The sequence below is a fragment of the Hymenobacter perfusus genome (assembly GCF_003944765.1).
Classification (GTDB): domain Bacteria; phylum Bacteroidota; class Bacteroidia; order Cytophagales; family Hymenobacteraceae; genus Hymenobacter; species Hymenobacter perfusus.
The window spans coordinates 275,659-299,888 of the sequence record NZ_RWIU01000003.1 but is presented as its reverse complement, the minus strand read 5'-3'; the positions used below and the strand labels follow the sequence as shown (position 1 = coordinate 299,888).

15 protein-coding genes are annotated in these 24,230 nt (G+C 64.3%); 9 read left to right on the top strand and 6 right to left on the bottom strand.

Going from position 1 to position 24,230, the window contains the following annotated elements; genetic code table 11:
* Positions 1-5,472 carry a contractile injection system tape measure protein gene (locus EI293_RS11125; protein ID WP_125437596.1) on the top strand — a complete coding sequence of 1,824 codons (5,472 nt, stop codon included), beginning with the start codon at positions 1-3 and terminating at the stop codon, positions 5,470-5,472.
* A 42-nt stretch (positions 5,473-5,514) separates the two neighbouring features.
* Here EI293_RS11125 and EI293_RS22375 read toward each other — a convergent pair whose 3' ends face one another.
* On the bottom strand, positions 5,515-5,904 hold the full coding sequence (locus tag EI293_RS22375; RefSeq protein ID WP_246010616.1) for a hypothetical protein: 390 nt from the start codon (positions 5,902-5,904) through the stop codon (positions 5,515-5,517).
* Here EI293_RS22375 and EI293_RS22250 point away from each other — a divergent pair.
* Positions 5,785-7,359 carry an eCIS core domain-containing protein gene (locus EI293_RS22250; protein ID WP_394343400.1) on the top strand — a complete coding sequence of 525 codons (1,575 nt, stop codon included), beginning with the start codon at positions 5,785-5,787 and terminating at the stop codon, positions 7,357-7,359. The genes EI293_RS22375 and EI293_RS22250 overlap by 120 nt on opposite strands.
* 88 nt (positions 7,360-7,447) lie before the next feature.
* On the opposite strand, the gene EI293_RS11115 is transcribed toward EI293_RS22250, so the two are convergent.
* Positions 7,448-8,809, bottom strand: a complete 1,362-nt coding sequence (locus tag EI293_RS11115) for an ATP-binding protein (RefSeq protein WP_125437594.1) — start codon at positions 8,807-8,809, stop codon at positions 7,448-7,450.
* Positions 8,810-9,089: 280 nt separating this feature from the next.
* On the opposite strand from EI293_RS11115, the gene EI293_RS11110 reads away from it, so the two are divergent.
* Positions 9,090-11,333, top strand: a complete 2,244-nt coding sequence (locus tag EI293_RS11110; RefSeq protein WP_125437592.1) for a glycosyl hydrolase family 18 protein — start codon at positions 9,090-9,092, stop codon at positions 11,331-11,333.
* Here EI293_RS11110 and EI293_RS11105 read toward each other — a convergent pair.
* On the bottom strand, positions 11,330-11,587 hold the full coding sequence (locus tag EI293_RS11105) for a hypothetical protein (RefSeq protein WP_125437580.1): 258 nt from the start codon (positions 11,585-11,587) through the stop codon (positions 11,330-11,332). The two genes, EI293_RS11110 and EI293_RS11105, sit on opposite strands and share 4 nt — an antisense overlap.
* A 260-nt stretch (positions 11,588-11,847) precedes the next feature.
* On the opposite strand from EI293_RS11105, the gene EI293_RS11100 reads away from it, so the two are divergent.
* The 6 genes from EI293_RS11100 (at position 11,848) to lysA (ending at position 18,835) form a co-directional block, all read left to right on the top strand.
* Complete coding sequence (locus tag EI293_RS11100; protein ID WP_125437578.1) at positions 11,848-13,782, top strand: RICIN domain-containing protein; 1,935 nt, start codon at positions 11,848-11,850, stop codon at positions 13,780-13,782.
* 464 nt (positions 13,783-14,246) lie between these two features.
* Positions 14,247-15,014 (top strand): slipin family protein, encoded by a 768-nt coding sequence (locus EI293_RS11095; RefSeq protein WP_125437576.1) that lies wholly within the window; start codon positions 14,247-14,249, stop codon positions 15,012-15,014.
* A 155-nt stretch (positions 15,015-15,169) separates the two neighbouring features.
* Positions 15,170-15,673: a hypothetical protein gene (locus tag EI293_RS11090; protein ID WP_125437574.1), complete on the top strand. Its 504-nt coding sequence runs from the start codon at positions 15,170-15,172 to the stop codon at positions 15,671-15,673.
* A gap of 215 nt (positions 15,674-15,888) precedes the next feature.
* Positions 15,889-16,047 carry a hypothetical protein gene (locus EI293_RS22100; RefSeq protein ID WP_170170340.1) on the top strand — a complete coding sequence of 53 codons (159 nt, stop codon included), beginning with the start codon at positions 15,889-15,891 and terminating at the stop codon, positions 16,045-16,047.
* Positions 16,048-16,201: 154 nt separating this feature from the next.
* A complete protein-coding gene (locus EI293_RS11085; protein WP_125437572.1) occupies positions 16,202-17,527 on the top strand; it encodes an aspartate kinase in 1,326 nt (441 codons plus the stop codon).
* 165 nt (positions 17,528-17,692) lie between these two features.
* Positions 17,693-18,835: a diaminopimelate decarboxylase gene (gene lysA, locus EI293_RS11080; protein WP_125437570.1), complete on the top strand. Its 1,143-nt coding sequence runs from the start codon at positions 17,693-17,695 to the stop codon at positions 18,833-18,835.
* Between the two features lie 335 nt (positions 18,836-19,170).
* On the opposite strand, the gene EI293_RS11075 is transcribed toward lysA, so the two are convergent.
* The 3 genes from EI293_RS11075 to EI293_RS11065 form a co-directional block, all read right to left on the bottom strand.
* Positions 19,171-20,613, bottom strand: a complete 1,443-nt coding sequence (locus tag EI293_RS11075; protein ID WP_125437568.1) for a T9SS type A sorting domain-containing protein — start codon at positions 20,611-20,613, stop codon at positions 19,171-19,173.
* Positions 20,614-20,659: 46 nt separating this feature from the next.
* Entirely contained in the window at positions 20,660-22,291 is a 1,632-nt protein-coding gene (locus tag EI293_RS11070; protein WP_125437566.1) for a tail fiber domain-containing protein, read from the bottom strand.
* A 115-nt stretch (positions 22,292-22,406) separates the two neighbouring features.
* The gene (locus EI293_RS11065; RefSeq protein ID WP_125437564.1) at positions 22,407-24,137 is read right to left on the bottom strand and encodes a tail fiber domain-containing protein; all 1,731 of its coding nucleotides are present in this window, start codon (positions 24,135-24,137) and stop codon (positions 22,407-22,409) included.
* Between the last annotated feature and the right edge of the window lie 93 nt (positions 24,138-24,230).

Sequence of the window (24,230 nt, the reverse complement as noted above, 5' to 3'; positions counted from 1 at the left end):
ATGCCTTCCTCCCACGCCATTCAGGCTTTGCGGCTCGATGTGCAGGCCGGCCCCGGTGCCCAGGCGCGGCAGCTGCCCGAGCGCCTCAGTGCCGGGGCCGGCCAGTGGCTGCCCCGGCTGCTGGCGGAGGAACTCACGCGCCACTGCCCGCCGGAGCTACACGTGCACCTGCCACAACTCACGCTGCACTTGCCGCCCGTTGCCGACCACCGGCTGGAAACCGAGCTGCCGGATCTGATTCGGGCGGCGTTGCGGGAAGCCCTGCGGCAACTACCCCCGGCTCCCACTACCACGCAGTCAACTGGCAGCCCGGCTTCGGCGGTGCAGGTGCTGGCGTATTTTCTGCTGCACGGCCGCTTGCCCTGGCAGGTGAACCGGGCGGGGTTTTCGTTGCAAACGGTTTTCCAGGAAGCCATTACCCGGCACGCGGCGGCGTTCCGGCAGCTGGTATTGCGGCTGGGCCGGGCCGCCAACGTGCGGCAGCGGCTGGTGTGGCAGCTTGCCACGGGGCAGCTGGAACAGTTGATTGCGCTGCTGGAACCCACTCAGGCTCCTTTCCTGCGCGAGTACCTGCTCACGACCCTGACCGCACACCGCCGCCAGCGACTGGTACCGGTTACCGAGCCAGTGCTGCGGACAGTGGTACAGGAGCTGATCCTGACTGATTTGCTGTTGCATTCCGGGGCGGCCTTCAACCGGCGCGATTTTGTCGAGCGCCAGATCCGGCAACTGGCGGCGCGCTACAACGCGGCGTTTGCGCAACTGCTCCAGCAGTTGGCGGCGGTACAGGTGACGCTGCCCTTCTCCGCCCAATCGGCCCTGCCCGGCCTGATTCGGTCTTTGCACGAAGCGGCTACCAGCGGCTTAGGCGCGGGAGCAGCTCGCCCCAGAAGCTCTTCCGCTGAATTACTGAGGAAGCCGGTACCGCCCACCGCTTTTTCGGCGGAGCCAACGACTAGTCACTTCCCGGATTCACAAGCTACGGGAGAAGCGGGTGGGCGACGCCAGGCACTCAAGCAGGCCGTTTTTTCTCCTGACTCCGCACAAACCGGACGAGGATTCGGCCAACCAAACAGGTCCGATATAACTGCCGGAAGCTACCAAACAGCCGGGCTTTCAGGCCGGAGAACTTCGCCGGGAACAGCTGCCGCCACTTTAGCCGTACCGGATATTCGGGAGGCCTTGCGGTATTTTCTGCAACACGCGGCCCTGCCACCGGCGCAGGCGGCCCTAACCCAGGCTGACCTGGAAACTGAGCTGGCCGGGCTGATGCGCCAGGGCTGGGGGGCCGTGTGGCCGCTGGTGCGGCAGGCCGGACCGCGCGCCGCCAACTCCCTGGCCTACCACTTTTCGGAGGCCCTGTTGCGGCAGCTGCTACACCAGGCCACGGCCGGGCAAGCCCGCGCCTTTGCGGGTATTCTGGCAGAAGCCAGCCGGGCACAACCGGCAGCGGGCGGCCCGGCTAGTGCGCCTCGACTGCTGTGGGAGCTCACGCTCACCTACGTGCTATCCGAACAGTTTCGCCCGCTGAGCAGCCCGGCTTTCCGGCAGTGGCTTTTCGCGCAGCTCCCGGCCCGGCCGGCCTCCTTGCAGGCGCAGCTTCGGCCGGCGTTTGCGGAGGGAGTATCGTCCCCGTCGGCGGCGTTAGCGGTGAGTGGCTTGTCCCCGCAACAGCAACAGGAGGCGCTGCTGCACCTGCTGGGAGGTGGGCGCGGGCCTGGCTGGTGGCCGGCTTCCTCCCCGCTGACGCCTGCACAGCTGCTTTACCAGCTTCTGCGTAACAACCCGCCGCTGGCCTGGCAATGGCTGCGCCGGCAGCCCCTCACCGCCACCCTCTTGGCACGGTTGGTGCAAGTAGCGGATGATGACCTGCTGGCGGTGCTAACGGCTCCGCAACGCCCCGGCAAGCGCGCCACCCCAGGCAACCGGACGGCATCTGCATTGCCAGAACTACTCCTTCCGTTTACTGCTTCGGATGCAGTCCATCCCCTCCGAAGTTTTTGGCGGGCCGCCCACGCGGCAGTCTGCCTGACGCGTAACCAGGCTTCCGCTGGCGGATTACTGGAACAGCTGGCCCGGCAGTACCAGCTACCGTGGCGGGCGCTGCTCCGGAAAATTGACGGCCTGGTTTGGCAGCAGCCCGGGCTTCGGCAGGGGCCGGTGGTGGCGGCGCTGCTGAGGGCGCACCGGCAGCTTTTTCCTTCTGCCTACACTCAGTCGGAGAAAGGCTCGTATGCGGCGGCGCGGGAGTTTCGCACCGGCAGCACGCGGGAGCTTGTCACCGACTCTCGTAGCCGCTCAGAAGCACGTGCCGCTTCCGCGCCGGCCGCTGCGGGCCGGGACTCAGCACACTTCGGACAGCTTAAATCCGACGCGGCATCCTCCGCCGTAAGTGCCGGTTCTGCCTTTTCAGCGGCGGCAGGCGCTGCTTCTTTGGGAGGTGTGCCCGCGCCCACCTACCCGTCTGCCCACAGCTCGCCGCCTTCCGCAAATAGTTCAGCACCGCCAGCAGCGCGCGCGCGCCGGCAGCCTGGAACCACCCCTTACCAGAGCAGAGTACAGCCACAAAGCGAATCCGGTGAGATATTCTCGCCGCGAACCGGCGTAGCATTAAACCCAACGAACAAAGCGGATTCTCTCACACCGACTACAAAACCCCAGCAGACGGAAGGGTGGGCCGGCTTTACGACTTCCCCGGCTTCCTCAGCAGCTTCCCATACCGGCCCGCACAGAGTTGATTGGCGCGTGTTTTCACTGGCCTCCACTCCGCCCGCTGGTATTCCAGAGGCATTGGCGGCGTGTTGGCCCGCTCAGCTTTTCCCGCCACTGGGCGGCGCGGAGGCGTTGGCCGGCCAACCGGCTCTTACTCGCCTGCCGCCCACGCAGCTGCGGCAGCTACAAGCCGCCGCCGGCCGCCGCGAGGTGGTACTGCACTATTTGCGCGCCGGGGCGCGCCCCTCGTGGTGGTCGGCAGCGGTGTCAGTTAAAGAGTTGAGTCGGTGGCTGGAACAGCTGAGCCGGCAGAATCCGCAGGCCGTACGCGGCTTTTTGCACCGGGAAAGCACTCCGGCAGTGTGGCAGCGGGTGGCCGTGCTGGCGGATCTGAGCCTGCTGGCCCGGCTGCTGGTGCAGCGGCCCGGCCAGCCCTTCCGGGCGGCACCGGCCCTGGCGGCCCTCGACCGTGGGGCAGCCAATGGCGGCCCCACGCCTCCGGCCCGGTGGCTGCTGTTTCTGCGGGCGGCTTATCTGGCGTTTTACCTGCAGGCCCGCCACCAGTCGGCCGCCAACCGCCGGCGTAGCGTGCAGCGGCTGGCGGCCACGTACGGGCTGCCCTGGCAGGCCACCCGGGCAAAGCTGCGCCGACTGCTGACCCGCCACCCGCTGCTGCTCACCGATACATTTTTTGCCGGTTTCGCCACCTCCGATACACTGGCTAACAAAGGTTCTTCGCCCTCAACCCAAACCCAGGCCACGGCCCAAACCCAGGCCACGGCCCATAACCAGGTACAGCGGCCGGCCCAGGGTACGGGCACGGGCACGGGCACGGGCACGGGCAGTACGGCCGCTTCTGGTGGCCGGATCATTTCAGACAACGCATCCTCCCCTTCGTTTGCGGGAGCTGGATTATCCTACGATACTCCCGTACATTCCGAAGTGTCAGGCGCGCTGGCCACCGCCCGCCTGACGCAGCTGCCCACCGGCATGGCAGCGCGGGACCTGGTGTTTCATCTGCTGCTGCACCAACAGCTACCCTGGTGGGCTCCGGCCGGAGTTTCGGAAAGTCAGCGCCGACTGCTGCTGCACCAAGTGGCCCACTATTACCGCCGCGAGCTGCAGGCGCTGGTACGAGCTCACGGGCAGTCCACCGGCTTCCGAAAAACGCTGGCTCACTTAGCCGGCTTCGCAGTACTGGCGCAGCTGGGGCCGGCCGCCGGTAGTCAGGGTTCCGCCAGCCTTTCCCAGCCTACTCTGAAACGCCTGGATCAGCGGCTGAGCAGCGCGCCACTGGTCGGGGCAGCCATCCTGTTATTCATAAAAGAGGTATTTCTGGCGCAGGCAACGAAAGCCGGTACGTTTTCCTCGGAGGCGGTATTTCGCGAGACCCGCCGGGCCGCCGCTGCCGCAGGAGTGGCGTGGGGAGCCGTGCTGGCGGGCGTGGCCATGCTCTGGCGGCAGGTGCCGGGTTTGGCGCAGGTGCCGTTTTTTGCGGCGCTGCTTGGCAACTACACCACCCGGAAACTCCTGGCTCGGCAGCCGCCGGTGAGCGTCCGCCGCCAGCGGGCTGCCGTGCCGGCCCCGGCCGATACGGCGGCGCTGGTTGTCTACCAGCGGCTTGAGCAGTACCTGCACACCGGCCAGCTTCCGGCCCTCAACGCGCGCCCTGACCAGTTACCTGGAACGGTTCAGCCACTATCTGCCCCCAGCGCGCTTCATCCCACCGCTTCCTTCACCGACAGCCTGCTGGAAACGCTTTTCCGGGCCAATAACCGGGTATTGCTCCGGCAGTTCCGGCCTTTGCTGGGGCTGGCTACCGTCCGGGACCGGCTGCTGGCCGGCATCTCCGAAAGAACGTTCTGGCAGCTGCTGCGCCACATGTACCCGGAGCATTACCGGCTGGCCGCCCCGCTGGTGGCCGACTGGCAGCTGCTGGCCCGCCAGGGCATCGTGCGGTTGAGCGCCCCGGCCTTGTTTGAGGTACTGCTGGCTTTGGTGCAAGCCACGCCGGCGGCCTCCTGGCGGCCGGGCCGGCTGCTCCAGGGCTTATTGGCCGCCGAGGAACGGCTCTGGCCCCGGCAGCCCGCCGCCGCTACCCGATCTACTTTGATAGTGCGCGAAATAGCCCGGCGCGGCCTGGTGCTGCGCAGCCCGCTGGCGGCTTTCCTTACCGCGCAGACGCTAACGGCAGCCGGGCGCAAAACGCCCGCGCCCTCCGCGCCCATTCCCTTCCTCACCGCCGAAGAACGCCCTTTGGAAACCGTGTATATTCAGAATGCCGGCTTGGTGCTGCTGTGGCCCTTTCTCACGATGCTGTTTGAGCGCCTCGGCTACCTGGAAAACCAGGCGTTCCGGAGTGAGGCCACCCGGCAGCAGGCGGCCCTGCTGCTCCAGTTTATGGCGGCCGGCACCCCCGAGGTACCCGAGTATGAGCTGCCCCTGAACAAGCTGCTCTGCGGCGCTCCTCAACCCCAGCCCATCCCCCGCGAGCTGCACCTGACAACAGCCGAAAAGGAGCTGACCGAAAGCCTGCTGCAAGCCGTTATTGCCCGCTGGGAAATCCTGAAAACCACCAGTATAGCCGGCCTGCGCGAAACGTTTCTGCGGCGCCCCGGCAAGCTGGAGTGGCTGCCCGAGCGCATCACGCTCACCGTGGAAACCAAAACCCTCGATATTCTGCTGGACAGCCGGCCCTGGTCCATTTCCATCATCAAGCTCCCCTGGATGCCGGACCCGCTCTACGTAAACTGGCGCTGACAGCCCCCCTTAACTTGTATTATCACCCTCATTCACTTACTCTTACAAACTATTCCCTCGTTCTCCCTGCTGATGAAAACAACCGCTACCCAGCCCAAAACCGAAGTCGAGGATAAGGCCGCCCGCGCCGCCGCCCAACCCGACCACCGGCCCGCCGCCGTCGCCCAGCGCCAGCAGCAGGCCACCATTGCCGCCAGCCCCCGCCAGCAAACCCAGACGGTGCCGGCCAGCCTCCCCGCCCCCAACCGCACCGGCCTCCCCGATGCGCTCAAAACCGGCGTAGAAAACCTCTCCGGCTATTCCCTGGACGATGTGCGGGTGCATTACAACTCCGCGCAGCCCGCCCAGCTCCAGGCCCACGCCTACGCCCAGGGCACCGATATTCACGTTGCGCCGGGCCAGGAACAGCATCTGCCCCACGAGGCCTGGCACGTGGTACAGCAGAAGCAGGGCCGCGTGCAGGCCACCCGCCAGCTGAAAGGTGCGGTACCCGTAAACGATGACGCCGGGCTGGAGAAAGAAGCTGACAAAATGGGAGAGCGAGCCGACTTCCTACCTTCTCAGCTGCGTTCAAAACCACGGCCTGTTTTAGCAAGCCCGTCTAACCAGACAGCTGTTGTACAAGGGGCATTCTGGCCACAAGGAGCATTTAAGTGGCGAGACGATGAGACGAAAAAGGTCTATGACCAAGACCAGATACAAGTTGATAATAGAATTCGAGTCTCTGGCTTTGGAGAAACGTTTTACATCGAATCTATCAACGGGCGTTGGAATAGAGTGGGAGTAATGGAGCAGGAATATATACTTAGTGAATCCGACCAGGAAGAGGAAGATGAGGAAGTAGACCCGGTTGCACAGTATTACCCGGCGAGTTTTGCCGTAGCTGTGAAGGCAACCGATATTGATTATAGCAACCATAATTCCTTCGTGAAGCAGAAAATTGTATCGGTACAGATTCCAGATTCCCGGCCCGAAGGAACTTCCGGCGAGAAGGAAGGCGGCCACTTAACCGCGTGGGTCGTGATGCGCTCAGAAGTAGCCCAGAAAGTACGCGCAACGATGACCATGCCAGCCGCTATTGCTGGTATGAAAGAGCTGGCTGCCACCTACTTTTCCTTGCCTGGTAATAGTCGGGGGCAGTATCTGGACCTCAAGCAACAGCAGATTTATAAGCAAACGCATGATGCGCTACGCAAGCTGGTAGGGCAGGCAGACCACATTCCGCCAATGGCGTGGTTAAGCTATCTACAAAAGCTGATTGAAGCCTACCTAATGGCGCGTAATGCTCTGCCCCTAACGGCAGTTGCAACCACAGAAAATATTGGTAAGGGCGAGGCAGCCGTCAACAGTCGACTTTGGGATTTTGAAAAGGACCAAAGTATTCACAAAGACGCTACTACCGAGAATGCGCAGGAATATACCAGCACTTTGCTCTGGGGAGTATTCGACGCGACTTCGGCTCATGCGTGGGCCAGCGCACAAGATAAGAGCGAAGGAAATTTCCAGGCGATGTCGCCGCGCCGGGACGAAGAAGAGGAAAAAGCCCCGTTCGACGCAAATGATCCAGTAAACTGGCTATCCTACGAACGGCGTATGCTGGAAGCCATTGCTCAGCACGTTGTCACTGTCAGCCAGGCATATCCTGCAGCTTACCAAGCGGCTAAGCTCACGTCAAACGCGGGAGTCAAGCAGCTTATAAAATGGACGGAAGATCCTAAGAAAATGAAAAAGCTAATAGGGGTAAAACCTAAGAAAGAGGCAGTAGAGGGGGAAGCAATAGATATTAACGAGGCAACTATAGTTAAAAGGCTGCCTATAGTTCTGGAGCGAATTAAGACAGGCCATTACGTAAGACCTGACGATGCTATTGAGGAAGAAGAGCGATAAAACAGCCCGTAAACAAGCTCATGAATGTAAGCAGGATATTTTTTGCCGTTGGCACATACACCGACCCAGAGTTTTGCGCTTCCCCAGCTCACCCCGTCTTGCCATCCTTGGCCAGTTCCCGCTGCACGCCACGGGCTATATCGGCGGCGGTGATGGGGCGGAGTTTGCCCTCCTGCCGGGTGGCCAGCACGCAATAGCGCAGCACGTTGATGATGGTGCCGCCGGCCATTTTGTGTTGCCCGGCCAGGGCCGGAAAATTCACGTCTTTGGCTACTTTAAGGGTGCCGCCGAAGGCCTGCCGCCACAGCAGTTCCCGCTCCTCAGGGCCGGGCAGCGGAAAGTGGATCATGGCCTGAAAGCGGCGGGCAAAGGCCTCATCCAGATTGCCCTTGAGGTTGGAGGCCAGCACGATGACGCCGGCGAAATCCTCGATGCGCTGGAGCAGGTAGGCTATTTCCTGGTTGGCGTGCCGGTCGTTGCTAGAGCTGGTGGCAATGCGCTTGCCGAACAACGCGTCGGCCTCATCAAAGAACAGAATCCAGCGCCGCCGCTCGGCCGTGTCGAACACCCGGGCCAGGTTCTTTTCCGTCTCGCCGATGTACTTGGACACAATCATCGACAGATCCACGCGGTAGACCTCATGGCCGGTGGTCTGGCCCAGCAGGCAGGCGGTGAGGGTTTTGCCGGTGCCCGGCGGGCCGTAGAACAGGGCGCGGTAGCCGGGCTTGAGGTGGCGGCGCAGGTGGGCGTCGCCCAGAATGGCGTCCTGCTGCGCCAGCCAGGTCTGCATTTCCTCCAGCTGCTCCAGCACGTGGTGGTCGAGCACCAGATCATCCCAGGTTAGCGGCGTGGTGATGCGCTGGGCCGGAAAATCGGGGCTGTAGTGCGGGCGGGGGCGCTGGCCGGTGGTGATGAGGGCCAACGCCTCGGGCGGCACCAGCAAGGCTCCGCTCAAGGGCGGCTCCCCGGCCTCGGCAGTGCCCAGCTGCACCAGCTGCCCCGCCGCCAGCCCCGAGTCGGTCCAGAGACTGACCTGGTAGTGGAGGCGGCGGCCCAGGTCGTCGCCGGCCAGCAGAAACAGGGCCGTTTCGCCGGTGGGCAGAAAGCCCGCGTGGTGCTTGCCCTTCAACCCGCCAAACTCGGTGAAGTTCCGGTCGTAGGTGCTGTTGCGGGCAAACAGGCTGTCCAGGGCCTGAGGGCGCAGGTGCGGGGCCAACGCCAACGCCAGTACGAGGCGTTCGGCCCATCCCAGCTGATGCTGCTGAATCAGCTGCGCGTACGCATCGGGGGGGGCGGCGGGCAGCGGCGGGGCCGCCACGTCTTCCACGGCCGCCACGCTGCTTTCCATTCCGAAATACTGCTTGATGCGGGCGTCGAGCACGGCCACCAGCCAGTGTAGCTCCTGCGTAAGGGTGTCGCCGGGGTGGGCGGAAGATGCTGACGCGGACATGCGGATCGGGCAGAAGTAGAGCGGTAAAGAAGAGGCCGTTTGCCGACGCCAAAATCCAGCAAGGCACCACCCGTAACGAGGCGTAACTACCCGTCACAAAAGCAGACAAACCGGGCACGGCCGGCGGCAAGATAATGGATATCTTACCGCCACTGAACTGCCGCTGGCCTCCCGGGCCGCCGGTTCCCCAGCCTGTGTTACCTTCTACTTATCCATTGTTTGCCCGGTGAAGCCCTTCCGTACTCTATCGTGCCGTACCGCGTCCCGGCAACTTTGCCAGTTGCTGCTGCCGGGCCTGCTACTTACCGGTTTCCCCGGTTCCAGCCAGAGCCGGCCGGCCAGGACGAAGCCGAAAACCACCGCCCGGCCGGCCGCCAGCCGGCTCCAGGGTGTCTTCACCGACCCCGCGCTACCCATTCCGCCGCCCAGCGTGCAGAACCGGCAGCGGTACAGCCGCGCCGACCAATACGACTTCAGCAGCGGCATAAGCTACCAGCTGCCCCCCAAAGCACCGGCTGCTGATGCCCCGCCCCGCCGACTCAGGCCCGGCGCGGTGGTGTTTGGCTGGCACCCGTACTGGCTGGGCAACGCCAGCGCAACTTACACTTTCGGTCTGTTGAGCCACGTGGCCTACTACGGCTATCAGGCCAACGACCTGGGCCAACTGTTGGACGTGCCGGCCGGCTACGGCCCCGACAGCCTGCTGGCCCAGGTGCGGCGGCAAAAATCGGCCTGCAAAGTGCTGCTGACCATCTCCTACCCCGCCGCCGAAGGCCGCAACTCTTTGCTGAACGAAAGTCGGCAGCCGGCCCAGAACCGGTTACTGGCGGCCATTGTGGCGCGGGTGGTAGCTACCGGCGCGCACGGCGTAAACCTGGATTTTGCCCCGCCCGACCAGAAGCCGCAGGTATTCCGGCAGCTTAACCGCCAGCTGACAAAGCAAACCGCCGACCTCCGGAAGCAGGAAAATGCCCTGGCCGCCGAAGCCGCCGCCCTCCGGCAGCAGCTCACCCCGGCGGCCCCCGATTCGCTGCTGCTATTAGCCGACGACAAAGACAACCTCACGGCCGCCCTGCTCACTACCACCCAACAGCAGCAAAACCTGGAAGTAACCATTACCGCCCACCAGAAAAAGGCCCCGCAGCCGCTGCCCAAGCACGGGCTCATCTGGGGCACGGTGGTTGGCTGGTTTGATCTGGATAAGAAGGCCAAGGAGCAGCTGGCCATTGACCAGGCCCAGTTTACGAAGGAGCAGCAGGACCTGGACAAGCAAAAAAGCCAGCTGGCCAACGAGGAAAGCAGTCTGCGGAAGAAGCTGCGGCTGAACGCCCAGCTCACCCGCAACTACGCGGCCCGGCAACAGGCCCGTCTGCCGCAGCAGGCTGCCACCGCGCAGCAGCAGGCTCTTACTACCGAGCAACAGGCCGCCACTCAGGCCCAGCTAACCCGCAAGCAGCAGGCCCAGCTGGACGTGCGGCGCCGGGCCGCGTCGTACCAGGACGTGGTGCCGCCGGCCATGCGCCCGCTCACCGACCACTCGCAGGAGTTGCAGGACTTTATTGCCCGCCTGGCCGTGCGCCTGTGGGCTCAGGATTCCTCGTACCAGCTGACCCTGAACGTACCAGCCGTGGACAGCACCGGCACCTACCGCAACCTGCGGGCCGTGCAGCACCTGGTGAGCCTGTTCATCGTGAAGGCCTTCGATTACACGCCCTACAACCAGATAGTACCCGGCCCTCTGGCCCCGCTAAAACCCGGCGAAGTCTGGGGGCCGCACAGCATTACTACCTCGGTGGCGTACTACCTGCAGCAGGGTAGCGTACCGCGCCGGCAGCTGGTGGTGGGCTTCCCGCACCTGGCCAAAGTGTGGCAGGTAGACAGCCTGGGCGGCCAGCGGGTGGGCGACTTGCAGGCCCCGCAGTACTGGACCAACCGCCAGCTCCGGCCGTTTCTGCCCGTTTCCGATGGCAAGCTGGACCTCACCAGCCTGAGCCAGAATTCCAGCAGCCTCGCCCCCACCCAGTTCGGGCAGCCCGCCCCGCAGGCCTGGTGGGAAGATTCCGTTAGCCTGGCTCCCAAGTACGCCTGGCTGCTCGAAGAGAAGTTGGGCGGCGTGGGCATCTGGGCGTTGGGCTACGATGCCAAACCAGCCCAGACCTGGAACCTGATTCAGGCCAATTTCACCGAGCCCATTCCGGCGGCGGCCAAGCCGAAGGATGTGGCGGGGCGGCTGTCGGCGGTCCGGCAGCTGGTGCTGTTCGGGGCGGTGGTGCTCATCGGCTTTCTGCTGCTGGGGCTGCTGATTGCCACCTACCGCCGCGCCGCCGAGTTGCTGGACGCGCCGCCGCTGCTGGTGAGCGTAAGCCTGCTCATCGGTTTGTGCAGTCTGTGCGTGGTCGGCTACGCTTTCTGGGCGGGGCTGCTCACGCTTTCCGGCTGGCTGTTCGTGGCCCTGGGCCTGGGGCTGCTGCTGCTGAACGTGCTGCTTTACCGCCGCTACTGGCGGCAGCAGATTCTGCCCTAGTGCTGGCTTTTCAGCAGCGAGTCGACGGCCGCCACGGCCAGCCGGCTCACGTACACGCCCACCAGACACAAAGCAAAAAACAGCAGGCCCAAGTGAAACGGGGCCGCGGAAGGCACCTCCGCCAGCAGCTGCCGGTACAACGTGCCTTGGGCCTGCAACCCGGCGTGCAGCATGGTGGCCAGAATAGCCGCTATCAGCAGGGCCGCAAACAGCCACAGCAATTCCCGCAAAACAATGGGTAGGATCTTAGTCATCGGCTTTCTATAAAACTCCGCACTATTCGGGCTTTAAGATACGCGGCGGCGCGGTGCCGCCTTTGCCCGGCGCCATATTTGTTTTCCTGAATTACCGGCCGGGCGGCCGGGCAAACGAGCGGGACAACCAATTTTAACCGGCTTATCTGTACATCCTTACGCACTCTGTACACACTTTGTCTACGGCCTGTTTTTGGAAAAAGTATGGGTTGCGGTGAAGGTTTGGACTCTAGTTCCTCTTCACCTAATTTCCTTTCCACATGGGATTCAGACCCGCCCCCGACACAAGCTATTTTCTGATAGCCAAGAACAGCAACATGCCCCTGGGCGTCCGCGACAACTCCGGCAAAGCCTGGGCCGAAATCGAGCAGCAGACCTGGAACCCGGATGCGCCCCAGCCCCAGCAGCACTTCCGCTTCGATACCGCCCCCAACTTCCTGTTCTGGATCAAGCCCGGGGGCCGCGACCTGTACCTGGAACCCCTGGGCTCCCGCCAGGGCCAGGGCCGGGACGACGGGACGCCTATTGCCCAGGCCGATTGGAAGCCGGGGGTTGAATTTCAGAAGTTCCGGCTGGTACCGGCTGGCAACGGCTACTACCGCATCATCAGCCAGTACACGGGCAAGTTGCTGGATGTGTACGGCAACACCACGGCGGCCGGGGCCCGGCTGGTGCAGCACAGCCCCAGCACCACCGAAAACCAGCTGTTCCGGCTGGTGGCCGTGCCCAACAGAAACCTGCCCCTGAACACCACCTCCTTCCAGACCTACACCAACTACGCGCGCATGCTGGTGCTGGGCCTGGCCGGGGTGATTCCGAAGGTGGGCGGCGCTTTATCGGGCGTGATTGGCTTCCTCTGGCCCACCGACGGCGACCAGCGCTTCTGGCAGCAGATGAAAACCTACGTGGACGTGCGCGTGCGGGAAATGCTGCAACACCAGCAACTGGGGATTCTGGAAGGCCACCTCTCCGCCCTGATTGAGAACCTGCGCCTGGCCAACGACCCGGACCTGCCCCACCCCAACCGCTACGTGCACCTGGTAGCCATTACCACGGGCACCACCGACGCCGCCTGGAACTTCACCAAACAGGAATATCTCGAGAGTCACCGCATCCTCTCCCATTTGTCGGCCTGGGGCACGCTGGTACTGGGGGCCTACGCCCAGATTGTGCGGGACTACGACCTGATGCACCCCGATATGAAGGCCGACGAGCGGGCCAAGGCCAAGGGCGTGTACAAAACCAAGCTCAAAACCAGCATTCAGGAATACACCCGCACCATAACCGCGGCCCGGGCCAAGGCCCTGAAATGGCGGCTGGACAAAATAGGCACCACCCACCCCTACTACGCCTGGGATGAGGGGGCGGGCTGGCGCAAGCGCTTCAGTGAAATTGTGCGCCAGGGCCGCGACCGGGGCCTGATGTACGATTACACGCACACGCAGCAGGCGTACAAGGCCCGGCTGGCGCAGGTGACGGAGCAGTTCAACGCCGAGATGGACGCGGTGCTGTCACCCACCCGCCTCTGGCGCTTCCTGGACCCCGACGTAACCGAGCGGCCCGCGCAGGAAACCATCCGCCGGGCGGTGGGGCCGTTTCCGTGCCGCCGCACCGAGGACGCGCCCCCACTGGTAACCGGCACCATCACGCACCTGAGCATTAGCAGTACCAACGGTCATTTTTCGGGCTTGACGGTACGCTACGCCGATGGCCGCAAGCGGGTAACGGGGCAGGAAGGCACCACCGTCAAGAACTTCCCGCTCCAGCCCGATGAGTACATCATCAACGCCTACGGCCTGGAGCGCAACGTGTACCTGGTGGCCCTCACCTTCGAAACCAACCTGGGCAACGTATTCACCACCGGCAACCCCACCGACGCGCCCGACCCCTCCGTGTACGGCGACTCCCTGTTTGACAGGGTGCTGCTGGAGTTCCGGGCCGGCCTGGACGATGCGCTCAGCCCCCGCCTCACGGGTTTCTCCAACGGCGGCGGCGGCCTGTGCTTTCACTGGGAATACAGCTGGCAGTACGACTGGACGGGCAACCTCTCGCCCGCCGAGCCTCAACTGGCCGAGCCTTCGCGCCCCCGCTTGGTCCGCGCCCCCCAACCCCAGGAGTTGGAGGAGCAGGTTTTGGCTGAAGCCGAGCTGGAGCAGGATTTTACTACCCGGGAGTTTGCCCCCGGGCAGTGGTAAGCGGCTTCTGACTACCGCTTTCTACGCACATTCGGCCCCACTCGCCCCGGCAGGTGGGGCCGAATGTGCGTAGGGGCCGGCTATTTTCTTCCGGCGCACCCAACCCTCCACCTGCCTTTTCATCGGCGCTAAGTACTCGGTGATAAGTAAGCCCACAAACGTATCGCCTGGCTCCCCCTCTCCTTTTTCGGAGAGGGGGCCGGGGGGTGAGGCGAACAGCCAGAACACTACGCTTGCTTCTGGCTGAGCACTTAAACCACCCGGACCGGGGGCGGCCCTACCAGAGTGGCAGGCCCACCCTACCAAAACGGTAAGGTGGAGTACGCTCCCGGCTTACCGGTGGCGGGCTGAAAGTTCGTTTTCAGCGTTTTAGTTGGGTTTTTGCAGCTGGTACGCGTAGCTGGCACGGTGCCTGTACCCGGTAGTCTATCTTTCTCATTTTTGGCCGTTGGCCACCGTTGGATATGACCGGATTACTTATTTTTCTGGGTGTAGGCGTGATTTTGCTCTTTATGGGCCTGTGCATTGCCCAGGAGTACGAGCGGGCCATTGTGTTTCGACTGGGCCGGTTTGTGGGCCAGCGCGGGCCGGGGCTGTACTGGATTATCCCGTTCATTGAGCGCCGCATCACGGTGGATATGCGCACCAAAACCGTAGAACTGGAGCAGCAGGAAACCATCACCAAAGACTCGGTAACCATCAAGGTAAACGCCGTGCTCTGGTTCCGGGTGCTCAGCCCCGAGAAGGCCATCATCAAGGTGGCCAACTTCAACCAGGCCGTGTACCAGCTCTCAGTCACGGCCCTGCGCAACGTCATCGGCCAGCACCAGTTGGATGAAGTGCTCAAGTCGCGCCAGGAAATCAACGCCACGCTGCAGCGGCTGGTGGATGCTGCCACCGAGCCCTGGGGCGTGCAGATTGAGATGGTGGAAATCAAGGACGTGGAAATTCCCGAATCCATGCAGCGCGCCATGGCCCGCGAGGCCGAGGCCATCCGCGAAAAACGGGCCCGCATCATCAAGGCCGAAGCCGAGCTGGAAGCCTCCCTCAAGCTCACCCAGGGCGCCAAGCAGATGGAAAGCAGCCCCATGGCCCTGGAGCTGCGCCGCATGCAGATGCTCTCGGAAATCGGCATCGATAACAACACGACTACCGTGGTGCTCATCCCCTCCGAGTTCACCAATCTGGCCCGGGGTTTCGCGCAAAATCAGTCGGGCACCACGGTTTCGTAGGCGGCCCCTTTCGCTGCACTGGCCGCGCCCGGCACCGCCGGCACAACCATTCGTTGTGCCGGCGTTTTTTATGCGTGGTGCCACCACCAACCAGCCCGATTTTTCGATAGGTTTAACGGTACGTTTTCTCCCGCTACTCTATTCCTTTTCGCCTTATGAAAATTGTTACTCTTTGCCTCCTGGCAAGCCTGCTAGCCACGGCAGCCCAGGCCCAAACCAGCTACCAGGCACCCACCGGCTACTCGCTGCAAACCGCCGACGACTATATCGAATATGAGCCCCAGGTAGTAGCCACCGTGAACTGGCTGGAGAAAACCCCGCTGGGCCAGCAGCCCGAGCTCCGCAAGCAGGCCGACCAGTTCCTGTTCCAGTGGATCAGCGGCAGCTCTTCGGTGTCGGTGCAGCTGCAGAAGTACGTGGCCGACCTCGCGGGCCAGGATTCGGAGCTGCTGATGCTGTTTATGGGCGGCTGGGCGCGCTACCAGCTCCAGCACCCCGAGGTGAAAGATCCGGCCGTGCTCAACACCGAAGGCATCCGGACGATGCTGCGCGCCTACCGGGCCGGCGGCTTCCGCAAAAACAAGCAGCTGGACGAGCTGACGAAGCTGGACTCGAAAGGTACGTTGGTCGAGTGGGTAAGAAAGCAGCTGGCGGGGTAGTAGCGTGCAGCCGTTGCTGCGCATTTCGCTATGAAACAATGATCTGCTAAACGGAACGCGAAACAACGGCTCCGTACTACTGCCGCGCTAGTATTCTGATCGGCTGGCAAACAGTTTTTACGCTTCCGATTTGGAAGTTACCGTGCCCACAGCCGTACTTGCGGCCACAAAACGGCGCAGAACCTGCTATCCGGCCCTGCTCCTGACCTTCTGTTATGCTCGTTTCCGTTGTTTCGTACGCTTCCTTTGCCTCCCCGGCTGCTGCTGGTGCGGGCGTGGCGTGTACAACGCCGAAGCGCGGCAAGCGGGTAGCCGGCGGCCTAGCCGTGGGCCTCATGATGGTCAAAAAATCGAAGAAACGTAACCCGACCTGACCGTCGCAACCGTTCGTCGTACCTCACCGCTACCACTGAACTTTCCAGCGCCGGTCCTGCCAAGGGCCGGCGCTTCTTTTTTGACCCGATGTTTCACCTTGCCCGCAACCTAGCGGGCACTTTTGCCGACTCTCCGATTCGGTTTCCTGCTAGTATGAAAATTCTGAAGTTTGGCGGCACGTCCGTTGGGTCGGCGCAGCGGATGCGCGAGGTGGCAGAGCTGATTCACGCCCCGCATCTGCAGCGGCGCATCGTGGTGCTGTCGGCCATGAGCGGTACCACCAACGCCCTGGTCGAAATCGGGCAGCTGCTCTACGCCGGTGATGCCAGCACCGCCACCGCCCGCATTGAGGCCCTGCGCCAGCGCTACCACGAGGTGGCCCGCGAGCTGCTGCCCGAGGCCGCCGTGGCCGAGCAAGCCATTCAAGACCTCGACCACCACTTTGATACGCTGCTGGGCCTCACGGCCGCGCCGCTTTCGGCTGATGGCGAGCGGGTGATTCTGGCCCAGGGCGAGCTGCTGAGTACGTTGCTGGTGCATCGGTACGTGACGCAGGTGCTGGGCCGCCCGGCCGTGCTGCTGCCCGCCCTCGACTTCATGCGCCTCGATGTGGACGAGGAGCCCGACGCGCCCGCCATCCGGGAGCTGCTGGCCACCACGCTGGCCCCGCACGCTGCGCAGGCGCTGTTCATCACCCAGGGCTACATCTGCCGCAGCGCCCAGGGCTCCATCGACAACCTCAAGCGCGGCGGCTCCGACTACTCCGCTTCCCTGATTGGGGCCGCCGTGGGGGCCGAGGAAATCCAGATCTGGACCGACATCGACGGGCTGCACAACAACGACCCGCGCATTGTGCAGGGCACCTACCCTATCCGGGAGCTGTCGTTTGACGAGGCGGCGGAGCTGGCCTACTTCGGGGCCAAGATTCTGCACCCCAGCTCCATTCTGCCGGCGGCCAAGCACGGCATTCCGGTGCGCCTGCTCAATACTATGCAGCCCGAGGCCCCCGGCACCATCATTTCCAGCCGCACCGGTGCTGAAGCCATCAAGGCCGTGGCCGCCAAGGACGGCATTACGGCCATCAACGTGAAATCGAGCCGGATGCTGCTGGCCCACGGTTTCCTACGCAGCCTGTTCGAGATTTTCGAGCGGTACCGCACCTCCATCGACATGATTACGACCTCCGAGGTAGCCGTGTCCCTGACCATCGACGACGCCACCCGCCTGCCCCAGATCCTGGAGGAGCTGCGTCGCTTCGGCTCGGTGGTGGTGGATGAAAACCAGAGCATCATCTGTCTGGTAGGTAATCTGGAGCAGGACGCCCACGGCTCGGCTAACCGCGCCTTCGCGGCCCTCAAGGATATTCCAGTGCGCATGATCAGCTACGGCGGCTCGCCCAACAACATCAGCATTCTGGTGAGCACCACCGACAAAACCCGCGCGTTGCAGGCCCTGAATGCGGGGTTGTTTCGGGGGTAACCATAGGAAAAACAGACCGTCATGCTGAGCGAAGCGTAGTCGAAGCATCTCTACCGCTTCGTTGCAATGCTATTGATTAGTCAGAGGTAGAGATGCTTCGACTACGCTTCGCTCAGCATGACGGGCATATTATCCCAGTCCTTCAGACTCTCAGCTTACCAACCCATGCCTTTTCACCTTCCGGCGGAGCTTGCCCAACAGCCGACTCCCTTCTACTATTACGACCTGCCGCTGCTCGACCAGACGCTAGCGGCCCTCACGGCGGCGGCCCGGCCCGGCAACTTTCAGGTGCATTACGCCCTCAAGGCCAACTCCAACCTGCCGATTCTGCAGCGCATCCGGGCCGCTGGCCTGGGGGCCGACTGCGTGAGCGGCGGCGAGGTGCAGCGGGCTCTGGAAGCCGGCTTCGCCCCCGACCACGTGGTGTTTGCCGGCGTGGGCAAGTCGGATGCGGAAATCAACCGGGCTTTGGCCGCCGATATTTTCTGCTTCAATGCCGAGTCGGTGCCGGAGCTGCGGGTGCTGAATGAGCTGGCCGCCGCCCAGGGCCGCGTGGCCCGGGTGGCCCTGCGCATCAACCCCAACGTGGACGCCCACACCCACGCCTACATCACCACCGGCCTGGAGGCCAATAAGTTCGGCATCAGCCTCCAGGATCTGGCGGGCGTAATCGACAGCCTGGACGGCCTGCCCCACGTGGAATTGATTGGCCTGCACGCCCATATCGGCTCCCAGATTACCAACCTGACGGTATTTGCCGCCCTCAGCCGCAAGCTCAACGAGCTGCAAACCTGGCTGGAAGGTCGGGGCCACCAGCTCCCCCACCTCAACGTGGGCGGCGGCCTGGGCATCGACTACCACACCCCCGACGAGCAGTTGATTCCGGATTTCGCGGCCTACTTCGGCATGTTCGAGCAGCACTTGCAGCGGCGGCCGGGCCAGCAGGTACACGTGGAGCTGGGCCGGGCCGTGGTGGCGCAATGCGGCACTTTGGTGAGCCGGGTGCTGTACGTGAAGGAGAGCCAGCAGGTGCGCTTCGCCATTCTCGACGCGGGCATGACCGAGCTGATCCGGCCGGCCCTCTACGGCAGCCACCACCACATCCAGAACCTGAGCAGCCAGGGCCCGGAACTGCCCTACGACGTGGTAGGGCCCATCTGTGAGTCGTCGGATACGTTTGCCAAAGGCGTGCTGCTGCCCGAAACCCGGCGCGGCGACTTGGTGGCCATCCGCTCGGCAGGGGCCTACGGTGAGGTTATGGCCTCGGGCTACAACCTGCGTGAGAAAGCCCCGGCCGTGTACCGATAGGGTCCGCCCGCCGACCCTTTACCGGCCGAAACCACGCGTTGGCTTGGCAGAAATCCTTGTTGATCAAAACTTTCCCCGCACCCGCTAGGCCGGCCTCTATCTTTGTTTCAATAACAAGCGGCGCTGGTGAGGTGTATTGGAAAGGAACACCTCTCGCAGCGGAGTGTTATGGTCGGTACGTAGGGTGGATATAGGAATGGCCGACCACAGCCCCGTCAGGAAAAAGCCGCTGCCTTTGGCAGCGGCTTTTCTTTTTGCCCCCTGGTGGTCAGGCTGAGTAGCCAGTAAAACAACCGGATATACAAGAAACGTCTACTTATCCATCAGTAGCCTGCTTACTCCACCGTCAGGCGCAAAGCCGTGGCTCCCACCCGCACCACGTACACCCCGGTGGCGCGGCCGGCTGGCAGGGCCAGCGCGGCCGTCCCGGCGGCATCGGCCGTGGCGCGCAGTACCTGGCGGCCCACGGCATCAAATACCGTTACCACGGTGCCGGGCTGCGCCCCGGTGAGGGTGGCGGCTTGGGTAGTCGGGTTCGGAAACAAGGCCAGGCCGGGCTGGGCGCTGACGGCTACCATACGCACGGCCGAGTAGCTGGCCGTCCCGTCCCGGTCGACCTGGCGCAGGCGGTAGTACACGAGGCTGGTGGCGTACCGGGCCACGGCCGGGTCCAGCAGCTGGTACGCGTGCGGCTGGCTGCTGCTGCCCTGGCCCGCTACCTGCCCGATGCGCCGGAACGCGCGCCCGTCGGGACTGACTTCCACCTCAAACCGGTCGTTATTGACTTCCGAGGCTGTGGTCCAGCGCAGCAGCACGTCGGGGCCCTGGGCGGCGGCAGTGAAGCTCGTCAGCGTCACGGGTAGCGGGGTGCTGCCCAGCGGCGAGTCGGCGGTGCTGACCGTAAAAAAGGAGAAGCTCGCATTCGACGGGATGGTGCCCGTGACCGTGCGGGTGCCGGTGGCATCCTGACTCGGGCTGATGCGCGACCAGTCGGAGCCAGCTACGGGCGCGGCGGCGCGGGCCCAGGCCTGGCTCTGGCGGAAATCGGTCAGGCCGTTGTCGTTGTCCGACAGCCAGCTTAGCTGCACCGTGCCGCTCACGGCCGCAGAGGTGGCCCAGATCCGGTCGATGCCCTTGTACAGCCCGTTGCCACTGGTGCCATAGCTGATCTGGGCCGCGCCCAGGCCGGCCCGGCGGGTAACAGTCAGGTTGCTGAGGCCGATGGCGGGCGTAAGCACGAAACCGTTGGCGAAGCTGGTGGCGGCACCGGCCGGCACCGAGGCCCGCACGGCTGCCAGGCTGCCCCATACGTACCGGCCGCTCTGCTCTCCCGCCAGGGTGGCTCCATCCAGCAGGCGCAGCACGGAGCCGGGGCTCACCGCCACCATCCCGCTGCTGAGCGTGAGGCCGCCGGCCACGTCGGCGTTGCTGGCGGCGGGCAGGGTCACGCCGCCGCCGGTGTTGCTCACCGTCAGGTTATATAGGCGGGCCCCGGCCAGGTCCAGCTGCTGGGTGGCCGCGCCGTTCAGGGTTACGGTGCTGGCAGTGCCGGCTTGCAGGGTGGCCCCGGCCGCGCTGTTCAGGTTGCCGCCCACGTACAGCTGGTTGCTACCGCTGCTCAGGTCCAGGGTGCCGCTGGCGTTTTGCAGCGTGCCGCCCACCCACAGCACGGCCCCGTTGGTGAGGCTGATGGTCGCGCCGTTATTGGTCAGGTCCTGGGCCAGACCAGGCAAAGCTGAGCCAAGCAGCAGCAGCCCCAGGGAGAAGAAGTGTTTCATATAGTACAGACGGTAAGCACCGGGCTACCCCGGCGCAGGAAAGGACCTAGCGGCGGGCCTGCTGGCCAGCTGCTTCCAGCCGCCGCAGCCGGGCCTCGAAGTTTTCCAGCGTGGCCGTGGCCCGGGCGGCCTGGGCCTGGGCCGAGCCGGCGGCGCTGGTGGCCTGGGCAGCGGCAGCCTCCGCCGTGGCGGCGCGGGCCTGCAGGGCCGTAATCTGGGCCTGCTGCTCTTTCAGAGCCTCAATAAGCACGGGCGTCAGCTGGGCATAGTTCACGGCTTTATAGCCTTCGGCATCGGTGCTTACCAGCTCGGGGTAGATTTTCTCCACCTCCTGGGCCAGCAGGCCTACCTGCCGGGCACCGGCCGTGCCGCCGTGGCGGACGCCCAGCGCGTTCCACTCGTAGCGGACCCCGCGCAGGGCCAGCACCGAGGCCAGGGCGCTGCTGATGGGCTGTATGTTGGTCTTGAAGCGCTGGTCGGAAGTGACGGCTACGTTGTTGGCGCGTATCTGCCCATTCACGTCCAGTTTGTAGTTGGCCGTAGCCACGCCGATGCCCACGTTGCCGTTGCCCTGCACCCGCAGCAGGGTAGCCCCCGCCGCGTCCTGGGCGGTGCTCTGGCTCACGTCGAGGGCGGCGGTAGTACCCGTGGCGGCTATCTTGACGGCCAGGCCGGTTGCGTTGGCGGCTGTATTGGCGTTGTAGAACATCCCGGCGTAGCCCGACTGGTTGGCGGCCCAGGCCAGGGAGCCGGGGTTGCCGCCGATGCCTTCACTGCCGATGATGTTGGTGGCCGTGTTGGCCAGCTGCGAGTAGGGGGCGGCTTCGTTGATGCCCACCCGACCCGCGTTGGTAATGGCCAGGCCCGTGCTGCCGCCGTTGCCCACCAAGAAGAAGCTGCCCAGGTTGAAGTTGCCCCCGGCCGCCGTAATAGCCTGCCACTTGCCATAGCCGAGACCATCCGACATCAGCACCTTGCCCGCGCCCTGGGTGCCATCGACGATGCGGATGGCCGAGCCGGTGCCGTTGTAGCCAGGGTGCTGGCAGATGCCCACCCAGCGCAAAGGCTCTTTGCCCGGAGCCGACCCACCGGCCGAGAAGAAGCCCGCCCAGCCGCCACCCCGGTAGGCCGTGGCCCAGATGCCGTAGTCGTTGGCCGTGGTGGTGCCCTCGGGCAGCTTACCGTAACCGGAGAGGATGGCGCGGGAGTAGCGGGCCCCGAAGTTGCTACGCGTCATCAGGGCGGCGCTCTGGGTGCCCACGCTGGCGTTCAGCTCCACCTGGGCCGTGGAGTCGCCCAGGGAGGTGGTTGCGGTGCCCAGCAGGCGCTGGGCGTTCAGGTTCAGGGTTTGGGTGGCGGAGTGGTTGCCCAGGTTGTCGGCCCCCAGGCGCACCCAGGTCGTGCCGTCGTAGGCATACAGGCCGGGGGTGCTGTCGGTGAGGTAGATGAGCAGGCCCGGCACGGGCGGGGCAGTGGTGCTGGCCGTGAGGGCGTCGCGCTGGGCCAGGGTGAGGCGGGGCAGCAGCAGCCCCTGGCTGGTACTGCGCACTTCCAGCGCCGCCGAAGCAGCGGGGGTGGTGGTGCCGATGCCCACCGAGCCGGTCTGGGCCTGGGCGAGGCGGGGGGCGACCAGCAAAAGCGTGGCGGCCAAAGGAGCAAGTAGGTAACGTTGTGACATCAGGCGGAGGAAGAGGAAAAGGAAGTATGAAGATCGGCCCAAACCAGGGTGCTTTCCTAATTGCACCCGGGCGTAGCGGGCAGACAAGGGCGGCAGGTAGCCGACGTGGGACCCGCTACCTGCGGGCCTGCGCGTCTGGTTCGGGCGCGCCGCCGGTAGCCGCTTCCAGTCGCCGCAGCCGGGCCTCGAAGGCACCCAGCGTGGCCGTGGCCCGGGCGGCCGTGGTTTCGGCGGCGGCGGCGCGGGCTTGCAGCGCGGCATTCTGGCGGCGCAGCTCCTCCACTTCCGTAACCGGCAACTGGACTGGCGCGGGCGCGGCCGTGGTGGCGGTTACCTGGAGCTGGCGGATAAGCTGCTGCTGCTGGGCGTTTTCGGCTTCCAGCAGCAGTACTCGGCGGTACAAAGCCTGAATGGCAATCAGGTTCACCCCATCGAAGTCGGCTTGGTTGATGGTGGTGGTGTTGCCGATGGTGCCCAGCGCATCGTGGCCGAAGGCCTGGTAGAAATCCTGGGCCATGGGGCCGTAGTGGCGCATGGTATCGGGGCTCTGACCTTTGTAGTTCCAGGAGCCCAGGCGCATCCGCCCGATGGATTCCAGGAAGCGGTTGCCATCGGCCAGCACCCGACGCTCTTTCTTGGTTGAGTCGGAGAGGATGGTCCAGGCGTTGCTTCCGCTGGTGAGCTGTACCCCCACGGGCGTCTGCATCGTGCCGTTATTGGTGCCGTTGGTGGCCACGGTGGTAAACAGCCGATACCCGCCCTCGAAGCGGGCCGAGAACTGGTTGCGGGTGGTGCTCACTAACGAGTCGTCCACGTAGGAGGTGCGGTAGGGCGAGAAGTCGGCCAGTACGAAGCTGCCCTCGAAGCCGCCGGTACGGGCGTAGTAGCCCAGGGCGTAGCAGTTGCTGTTGCTGCTGCGCGCCTGGCAGCGGTAGCCGAAGGCCAATGACGGCACGTTCATATTGATGGAGGTCTGCGTTTTGCTCTGGTAGCCGCCTACTATGCCGTGGTAGCCCCGGTAGGCGTTTTCGCGGCCCATCAGCAGCCCATAGTAGCCCAGCACAGCTTGGTTCTGGTAGCCCGTGGCCAGGGTATAATCGCTGGCCCGCAGGCGGTTGTTGTAGCCAAAGGCCACGGTATAGTCGCTGCTGGCCTGGTTATCGAGGCCGAAAGCCACCGAGTAGGCCCCCACGTTGGGATAGTCCCAGCGGTTGCCCGTGACGCCGCCGGCCCGGAAGGCGCTGTAGTACGAGAGCCACATCACCCGGTCGCCGGCCCCGGAGATGTTCAGCGGATTGCTCCGGCCCTTGAACCGCTGGCTGGTCAGAATAAAGTCCTGGTCGAGGTCGGTCAGGCGCACGCCGTAGGTGGTGGTCGAGTCGGGATGCACGCGGGTGGCGCCCACGGTAAGCAGGCCATTGCCGTCGAGGCCAAGGCCGCCGCGGGTGGCGCGGGCCGTGGTGCCGCCCACCAGCTTGTTGCCGTTCAGGTTGATGTTCTGGGTGGCGGTGTGGTCGCCCAGGTTGTCACTGTCCGTATTGCTGTTGCCCAGGCGCACCCAGGTCGTGCCGTCGTAGGCATAGAGCCCCGGCGTGCTGTCGGTCTGATAGATGACCAAACCGGCCACGGGCGGCGCGGTAGCACTAGCGGTAAGCACGTCGCGCTGGGCCAGCGTGAGGCGGGGCAGCAGCAGGCCCTTCGTGGTGCTGCTCACCTCAAGCGCGGCGGCGGCGTTGGGGGTGGTGGTGCCGATGCCCACCGAGCCCGCCTGGGCCTGGGCGAGGTGGGGGGCAGCCAGCAGCAGCAGCAGGGCGGTGAGCGGTGCGAGAAGGTAACGGTTCAGCATAGGGAGCAAAAGGAAGGAGCAGCCAAAGCCCTACTCCGGCCAGTCCGGCCGGAGTAGGGCTGGACAAAACTACCCCCTTCCAACCCGGTCATC